6 protein-coding genes are annotated in these 8,405 nt (G+C 25.2%); all 6 read left to right on the forward strand.

Going from position 1 to position 8,405, the window contains the following annotated elements; genetic code table 4:
* Window positions 1-893 precede the first annotated feature (893 nt).
* On the forward strand, window positions 894-1,178 hold the full coding sequence (locus BST80_RS02725) for a PTS sugar transporter subunit IIB (RefSeq protein ID WP_415745860.1): 285 nt from the start codon (window positions 894-896) through the stop codon (window positions 1,176-1,178).
* A gap of 347 nt (window positions 1,179-1,525) precedes the next feature.
* Window positions 1,526-4,240: a magnesium-translocating P-type ATPase gene (mgtA, locus tag BST80_RS02730; protein WP_415745861.1), complete on the forward strand. Its 2,715-nt coding sequence runs from the start codon at window positions 1,526-1,528 to the stop codon at window positions 4,238-4,240.
* 163 nt (window positions 4,241-4,403) lie between these two features.
* Entirely contained in the window at window positions 4,404-5,909 is a 1,506-nt protein-coding gene (locus BST80_RS02735) for an APC family permease (protein WP_415745862.1), read from the forward strand.
* 60 nt (window positions 5,910-5,969) lie between these two features.
* Window positions 5,970-6,098: a hypothetical protein gene (locus BST80_RS02740; RefSeq protein ID WP_415745863.1), complete on the forward strand. Its 129-nt coding sequence runs from the start codon at window positions 5,970-5,972 to the stop codon at window positions 6,096-6,098.
* A gap of 96 nt (window positions 6,099-6,194) precedes the next feature.
* Window positions 6,195-6,698, forward strand: coding sequence for a hypothetical protein (locus BST80_RS02745; RefSeq protein ID WP_415745864.1), 504 nt, complete (start codon window positions 6,195-6,197; stop codon window positions 6,696-6,698).
* Window positions 6,699-6,988: 290 nt separating this feature from the next.
* A complete protein-coding gene (locus tag BST80_RS02750; protein WP_415745865.1) occupies window positions 6,989-8,323 on the forward strand; it encodes an HAD-IC family P-type ATPase in 1,335 nt (444 codons plus the stop codon).
* Window positions 8,324-8,405 lie beyond the last annotated feature (82 nt).

Here is an 8,405-nt window from a genome sequence, read left to right on the forward strand (position 1 = left end):
AGAAATAAAATTATTAAGATATAATCAATATAATTTAACAATATTTAAATTTAAAAAACGTTCGAAAACATAAAATTAGTACTTTTATTTAAAATATCTAAAAAATATATTTTTTCATGACATTCATTACGAATATATTATTAATAAAAATTTAAAAATAAAATAAAATAAAAGTAAAATTAATAAAGTCAACTTCAAATATGATTTTTAATTCACAAATATTAAATTTAAAAAATGTTAAGAAAAATAAAAAAAGACTGATGTACTAAAAATGAAATTTGATTATTCAATTTAGAAAATAATTTTATTTCAATTATTTGAATTATAATAAAATATTGTTGGTTATTTTTCTAATTTTGTATAATTATATTTTTAATTTAATTTGAACTAGCCAAATATATAAATAAAAGAATTACTATATTTTAAAGATTTTTATTTAGTAAGACTTTTTTTTAAGTTTTTTATTTATTAATTAAATTTAAATTTTGAATTCCACGCCATTATGATTATATAATTAAAATATATATATGTGCTAGTACATATTATTTTAATTATTAATTTACATATTTTGTCATTATAAATTTTCATANNNATAGTATTTCTGACATAAATTAAAATAATTAATGACATTTTGATAAATATAATTTATTTCTTTTGTAAGTTTTTGTTGTAAATATCATTTTTTTATTTTTCGTTGTAATGAATATAATTCATTTTCAGTTGGAATGCTTGTTACCATATACTTTTTCATTTTAATCTCCATTCTAATTTAAAGACTAAATCAGTGGTCTAAAATGTATATGGTTTTCACANAANATTTTATTGTTATGATTGCATTTTAAATTATAATCAGTATAATTTAAAAAGATTATAAGTAATAAATGGAGGTCTAAATGATAAAAATTGCTTTAATTTGTTCAGCAGGAATTAGTGCTAATCGAATTTTAGATAAGATTAATGATGTTATTGTTAAAAATAATTATGATATGCAATTTTTTGTGATAACACCAGAGCAATTAGATAATAATTACAATATTATTTTATTAGCTCCTCAAGTAGAATATTTATCAACAAAAGTAGTTGCTATTGCGAAGAATAGCAAAGTTGTTGTGTTACCATCAGAATTATATATTAATAATGATTCTAAAGGGATTATTGATTTTGTTAATACGTTATAAGTTCAAATTTTTTGTTAAAAATTTTTGTTTTATTCAATTTTACGATAATTTTTTTTAAATAAGGTATATTTGCCTTATTTTTTATGCTAAAATATATAGGTATTATTTTTAAGAAAGAAAGAGTGGTGATTTCTATGCTTGGACAGCAGGAACAGTCCGGACTGTTTTTACAATTAAGCCGGATTATTAAGGGTATCAATTTTTACAAAAGTAATACATTATTTAATATTGTTTCTGACCATCAAGAAGATAATCACCGCAGTTATTTATAATTGCTACTATTTTTAGTTGTGTTAATTTATCTTATTTTGTTGTGTCATTAAACAAAGTAAGAGAGGAAACAAATCATGTTTGGAAAAGATAGAACAAAAGAAGCTTTATTAAAAAAGCTAAGTTTTAATGATAAAAAATTAAAAGCATGTTCAAAACTTAACCAACCTGAATTATTAAACGAATTTAAAAGTAATCAGTTTGGGATAAAGACAGCTGATGTCGAAGATTTACAAAAAGAATATGGACACAATAAAGTAGATACTACTAAATTTAATTGAGTTCTAAACTTTTTTAAATCATTTTTTGGACCTTTTAATTTAGTACTAATTGCGATTAGTATTTATAATTTTTATGAGTATTTTTCAACTCCTATTGCAGAACGGGGAATTGCTGATATTTTACCAGCAATTATTGTAGCAGTTATGATTTTTGCAAGTGGAACAGTTGTTTATATTCAAACAATAAAAGCACATTTTGTAACGAAAAAATTAATTAATATTGTTAGTAATAAAGCAACAGTGATTCGAGATGGCAAGGGATATACTGACATTAATTACGAAAATATGTTTGAATTAATCAAAAAATCAGAAGATATTGATGTTCGTGATTTAGTACCAGGAGATTTGATTTACTTATCAAGTGGGGATATGGTTCCTGCTGATATTCGCATTTTAGTTAGTCGTGATTTATTTATTAATCATGCTTCATTAACCGGAGAATCAATGCCAGTTGAGAAACATGCAACAACAGATAAGGTTAATTTATTAGAATTAGAAAACATTTGTTTAATGGGTACAAGTGTTGTTTCAGGTAGTGCAATTGCAATGGTTATTCAAACGGGAGTTAAAACATATTTTTCGTCAATTTTAAGTGTATTGCAAGAAAAACGCCCTTTAACTAATTTTCAAACAGGAGTGCAACGAGTAACATTCCTATTAATTATGTTTGTGTTGATTATGGCACCAATTATTTACTTAATTTACTCAGGAACAAAAAGTGATTGATTAGGAGGAATAACATGAACAGCGGCAGCTATTGTTGGAATTATTCCTGAAATGCTGCCAATGATTGTGACAAGTAATTTAGCACGAGGAGCTCGTAAAATGAGCCGCAGTAAATTAGTATTTAAAAATTTAGGGGCAATTCAAAATTTAGGGGCAATTGATGTTTTATGTACAGATAAAACAGGAACTTTAACAAATGATAAAATTGAGTTAATTAATTATGCTAGTTTCGACAATAAAAAAGAACCAGATTTATTGAAATTATTATACTTAAATAGCTATTTCCAAACTGGAATTAAAAATCCACTAGATTCAGCAATTATTGATTATGTTAAAGAAAGTACACATTATTTTGCTCCTGATAAATATCAAAAAGTTGATGAAATTCCATTTGATTTTGAACGTCGTCGTTTAACAATTATTGTTAAAAATGCAGCAGATACAAAATTAATTTCAAAAGGAGCAATTGAAGAAATTATTAATGTTTCAAATAAAATTTATTATCAAAATAAAATTGTTGACTTAGATGATGAAATGAGAAAACAAATCATTAAGACGGTAACTCGTTTGAATGATCAGGGATACCGCGTGTTAGGAATTGGTTATAAAGTTGTTAATGAAAATCAAAAAGTTTATAACATTAATGATGAAAAAGATTTAATTTTTTATGGTTATGCAACATTTTTAGATATTCCTAAACCATCAGCATCAAAAATGGTTAAAGTATTAGCTACTCGTGGTGTTGAATTAAAAATTTTAACAGGAGATAATGCTGCTGTAACGCGTTCGATTTGTGATCGTGTAGGAATGAAAATTAAAGGAATTATTTCTGGGGAAGAATTAGATAAGTTGACTGACTATGAATTAAAACGTGCGGTTGAAATTAACAATGTTTTTGTTAAATTAAATCCAACGGAGAAATCACGAATTATTAGTTTGCTAAAAGCGAATAATCATGTTGTTGGTTTTATGGGTGATGGAATTAATGATGTGCCAGTATTACGACAAAGTGATATTGCAATTTCAGTTAATAATGCAACTGATGTTGCTAAGGAAGCATCAGATATTATTTTATTAGAAAAATCATTAGATGTAATTGAACAAGGAATTGAACAAGGACGTTTAACATTTGGAAATATTTTAAAATATATTAAAATAACAATGGCTTCACAATTTGGGAATGTTTTTACTTTAATTATTGTAGCTTGATGAATTCCATTTACGCCAATGTTGCCAGTTCAAATGTTATTTCAAAATTTAATTTATGATTTTTCACAATTTGTGGTTGTATTTGACCGTGTTGATGAAGATTTCTTATTACAACCACAGCGCTGACGTACAAAAGGTATGTTATCATTTACCGTTGTTAACGGCCCAATTAGTAGTGTTTTTGATGTAATAACCTTTATTATTTTGGGATATGGTTTTGGTGTCTTTAGTGCATATCATGCTGATCCTACTTCGGCAAATGCCGCTTATCATGTTGCAATTTTTCAATCGGGTTGATTTATTGAAGGATTAATTACTCAAACCGTTGTTATGTTAATGTTTAGAACAAAACAAATTCCATTTATTCAATCAAAACCAACTTGACCAGTTAATGTTGCCACAGGAATTGTTGTATTATTAGGATTCTTAATTCCATATGCATTGAACAATGTCTTTCCAATGACAGCACCACCATTAGTATATATTCCAATCGTCATAGGAGTTATTGGAGCGTATTGTATCACTGCGCAATTATCAAAAGTTGGTTATATTAAAGTGACAAAAAATTGATTATAAAATAATTTTAAAAATAGTTAAAAGGAATGTTTATTTATGATAACCATTCCTTTTAATTATTATTTTAATGTTAAAATAATTATCAGATTTATGTTAAAATTTTGATTATAGAATAATATACTAAGTATTATTTAAATTTTCATAGTTTTAAAAAACAATAAAAATGAATAAGAATGATGAGGTGAAGTTATGCAGAAAAAAAACAGCACAAAAATATGGATTTTTTATGTGCTTTTGTATGGTTGTTGGAACAGTTGTTGGAACAGGAATCTTTTTTAAAAATGAAGGTGTATATGGATTAACTAATGGGAATGGAGTTCTAGGTTTAATTGCATGGATAATTGGTGGTCTAATGGCTCTCTCATTTGGATTATCATTTATGGAAATTTCATCAGCAAAACAAAATTCAAATTCAGGTATTGCTTTGTATGCAAAGATGTTCGGGGGAAAATGGTTTGGTCGTGTAGTGAGAAACGCTATGAACCATATTTATATTCCGTTAACAACTTTTACTGTTGCGTATTATACAACAAAAGCTTCAATTTGAGCTTTTGGTGGTGGTTTGACCGCAGAAATCGTATTTAGTGAAAAAGTTGGAGGTTATGCTAATTATCAATTAATTTTAACGAGTTTTTCAATTATTTATACTGTTTTATTAATTTATATTTGTACTTATTTAGAAAAAACAGGAAAATATATTCAAATGACAACCGTTGTTTTAAAATTAATTCCATTAATTTTAATTGGTTTAATTGGAATGTTCTTTTTTAATAATGACCCTAATGCATTAAGTAAGAGTGGTTTAGGTGATCCTGATAAATATAAATTAGTTGCAAATAAAACTGGATTGGAAATGATTTTAATGGCTTTGCCAGGGATTCTATTTTCATTTGATGGTTTTTTATCAACAACATATATTCAAAAGGATGTTAAAAAACCAGAGCGAAATATTCCATTAGCTTTAGTATTAGGTTTAGCATCAGTAACAATACTTTATTTACTTGTTTCAATTGGAACTTTAAATTTAGATGCTAAAGGAAGTGTTGCTGTTGCTGCGGGTAAAATTTTTAGTAATCCGGTTATTAATAAAATTTTTGAACAAATTATTTTCTTCTTTATTTTAATTAGTGCTTTTGGAACTTTAAATGGATATAGTTTTTCTTTAGTTAAACTAAGTCATTCATCAATTGAAGATAATTTTATTATTGGTGCAAAACTATGGAATAAAATTATGAAAAAATATAGTATTAATTTTGCAATTTTTTTAGTATCAGTTATGATTACATTAATATGAGGACTAATTATGGGTATTCCAACTATTTTTGCAAAAGAAACTTATAATTTTTACGATTTTATTAGTAATGCAGGTGTTGTGATGGCATTTCTGATGTATGGAACAATTATTGCTTTGGGAATATGAAATCGTTATCATCAACGGATTGCAACAATTAAAAATTGATATTTTCTTCCAGCTGCAGTTATTAGTGTACTTTGTATTATTGCTATTATTGGATATAATATCTATTCATATTTTTTAAATGCTATTGTAATGCCAGAAAAAACTGGTCCCATTTTAGCAATTACATTATTATTGCTAATTTTAGTTTTGCCATGATTTGGGATATGAATAGACTTCTTGCATAACCTAGTTATTTTAAAATTCCTATAATTTCTATTTTAAATATATTTTATAGGAATTTTAAAATAACTAGGTTATGCAAGAAGTCTAATGAAAAATAATGATACAATTAATAAAAAATTAACTATGACAATGTCATTTAATGATAAAAATTCTAGTAAGGATTTAAAAAGAAATTTAGTAGAAAATTCAGATACAAAAGAAAACGATAAGACATAATTTATTAAATGCTAATGTTTTATTAATTTTTAACTTTGTTATAATAAAATAGTATTAATTTAAAAGTTATATTAAAAAGAGAAAGAATATTATTTCATGAAAAAAATAATAGCTTTTTTAGGAACAATTAGTATAACTCCCAATGTAATACCTTTAATAGGTGCTGTCAGTATGTATGATAAACCAACAAGTTTAGCGCAAACTAGTAGCAAAAGTAGCATAAATAAAATTACATGTTCTTATAATTTTTTTACGGAAACAACAATTTTATATGCTGTTTTTGAACCCTCATTTTGAGAACATATTAAAGTTAATTATAGTATTAATAGCAAATTAGGTTTTAGTAATGTGTTGATAAATAGAATGTTTAAATCTGTTGAAATTGATTCAAATGTTAACGAAGAAAAATATCTTCTTGGGTTAGCAGAACAAATATATGATAATTGAGATACTATTAATTCTGTTTGAAATAATAGTGATAAGTTGTCTCCTATTAAAATAGAAGTTTCAATTGCAAAACGAATGAATTCAGATTGATTTGACTTCCATAACATATTTTATGTTTCAAACTATATTTCTGCTACAATACAATCTAATTAACCAGTTTTTATTGTTAGGTTATTAAAAATAAGAGTACTAAGAATTTTAATGTATTCTTATTTTTTATTTATTATTAATTATGTTTTATTTAAATTATTTTCGTTATAATTAACATAAGAATAAAATTATGAGAGGCTAAGGTGAAATTATTTAAAAAGGATAAAAAATATTATTGATTTAGGAATTTTATTACTTTAAGTCTTATTTGATTTATAAATTGTTAATGTATGTGTTAAAAGTCCTAAATTTATAATTTAGGTAAAAATATTTTTTAAGAAAGGGGTCTTGGAATGGCAAAAATAATAACTAAATTTAAGGGAAATAATAAAGAGTTTAAGGGACGAAAAAAAGAAATTGGTTTTTTAAAAACTGATGAGATTAAACAAATTTCCCAGTTTTCTCAAAGCGAAATTTTAGAACATTTTGAACTTAAAAATTTTGGTTTAACTTATGATGGAGCAGAAGAAATGGGTAAAAAATATGGTTATAATTCGCAAGAAAAAATGAAATTTCATTGATTTAAACATTTTTTAAAAGTATTGTTAAATCCTTTTAATATTGTTTTGGCTTTAATTGCGACCTATAATATAATAAATCCTTTTAATATTGTTTTGGCTTTAATTGCGACCTATAATATAATTAGTTATTTTACTTTAGGTGGTGATAGTTTTGAAGTTATTGGAGTTATTATTATTGCTATTATGATTATTATTAGTACTACAATTGCATATGTTCAAGATATCCGCAGTTTTTTCGTGACAAAAAAACTAACAGATTTAGTTAGTAACACAATTACAGTAATTCGATTAGAAGATGATGAAAAAGTTTCTGAAGTATCAGTTAAAAATAATACTAGTTTAATTCGAGAAGCAAAAGAATTAGAAATTCATGAATTAGTACCAGGTGATTTAATTTATTTATCAAGTGGGGATATGGTTCCTGCTGATGTTCGAATATTATGAAGTAATGAACTTTTTATTAATCAATCCAGTTTAACCGGTGAGTCGTTACCTGTTGAAAAGCATGCTAGTTATAATCGTCATAAAGCAAGTTTACTAGAGTTAGAAAATATTTGTTATACGGGAACAAGTGTTGTTTCAGGTAGTGCAATTGCAGTTGTTATTGGTGTGGGAACACAAACATATTATGCGACAATTTCAAAAACATTGCAAGTTAAACCACTAGAAAATAGTTTTAATCGTGGAATTAAAAGAACGACCTGATTACTATTATCATTTATGTTTGTAATGGTTCCCATTGTTTTTATTATCAATGGAATTACAAAAAATGATTGGTTATCTGCTTTATTATTCGCTATTTCAGTTGCTGTTGGTTTAACTCCAGAAATGCTACCAATGATTGTTACTTCTAATCTTGCTCGTGGTGCCAGTCGAATAAGTAAAGCCAAAGTAGTTGTTAAAAAATTAGAAGCAATTCAAAATTTAGGGGCAATTGATGTTTTATGTACAGATAAAACAGGAACTTTAACAAATGATAAAATTGAATTGGTTGATTATCAGTTATTAGATAATAAAAAAGATGATCGTTTATTAACATATTTATATTTAAATAGTTATTTTCAAACGGGATTAAAAAATCCTTTAGATAAAGCAATTATTCATTAGACTTCTTGCATAACTTATTAAAATAATTGTAAATATTTTTAAAAAGATACTAACAGCAAATTATAATTTTAATTAATTATGT

Source organism: Spiroplasma sp. Moj, assembly GCF_016082285.1.
In the GTDB taxonomy this organism is placed as follows: domain Bacteria; phylum Bacillota_I; class Bacilli_A; order Mycoplasmatales; family Mycoplasmataceae; genus Spiroplasma; species Spiroplasma phoeniceum.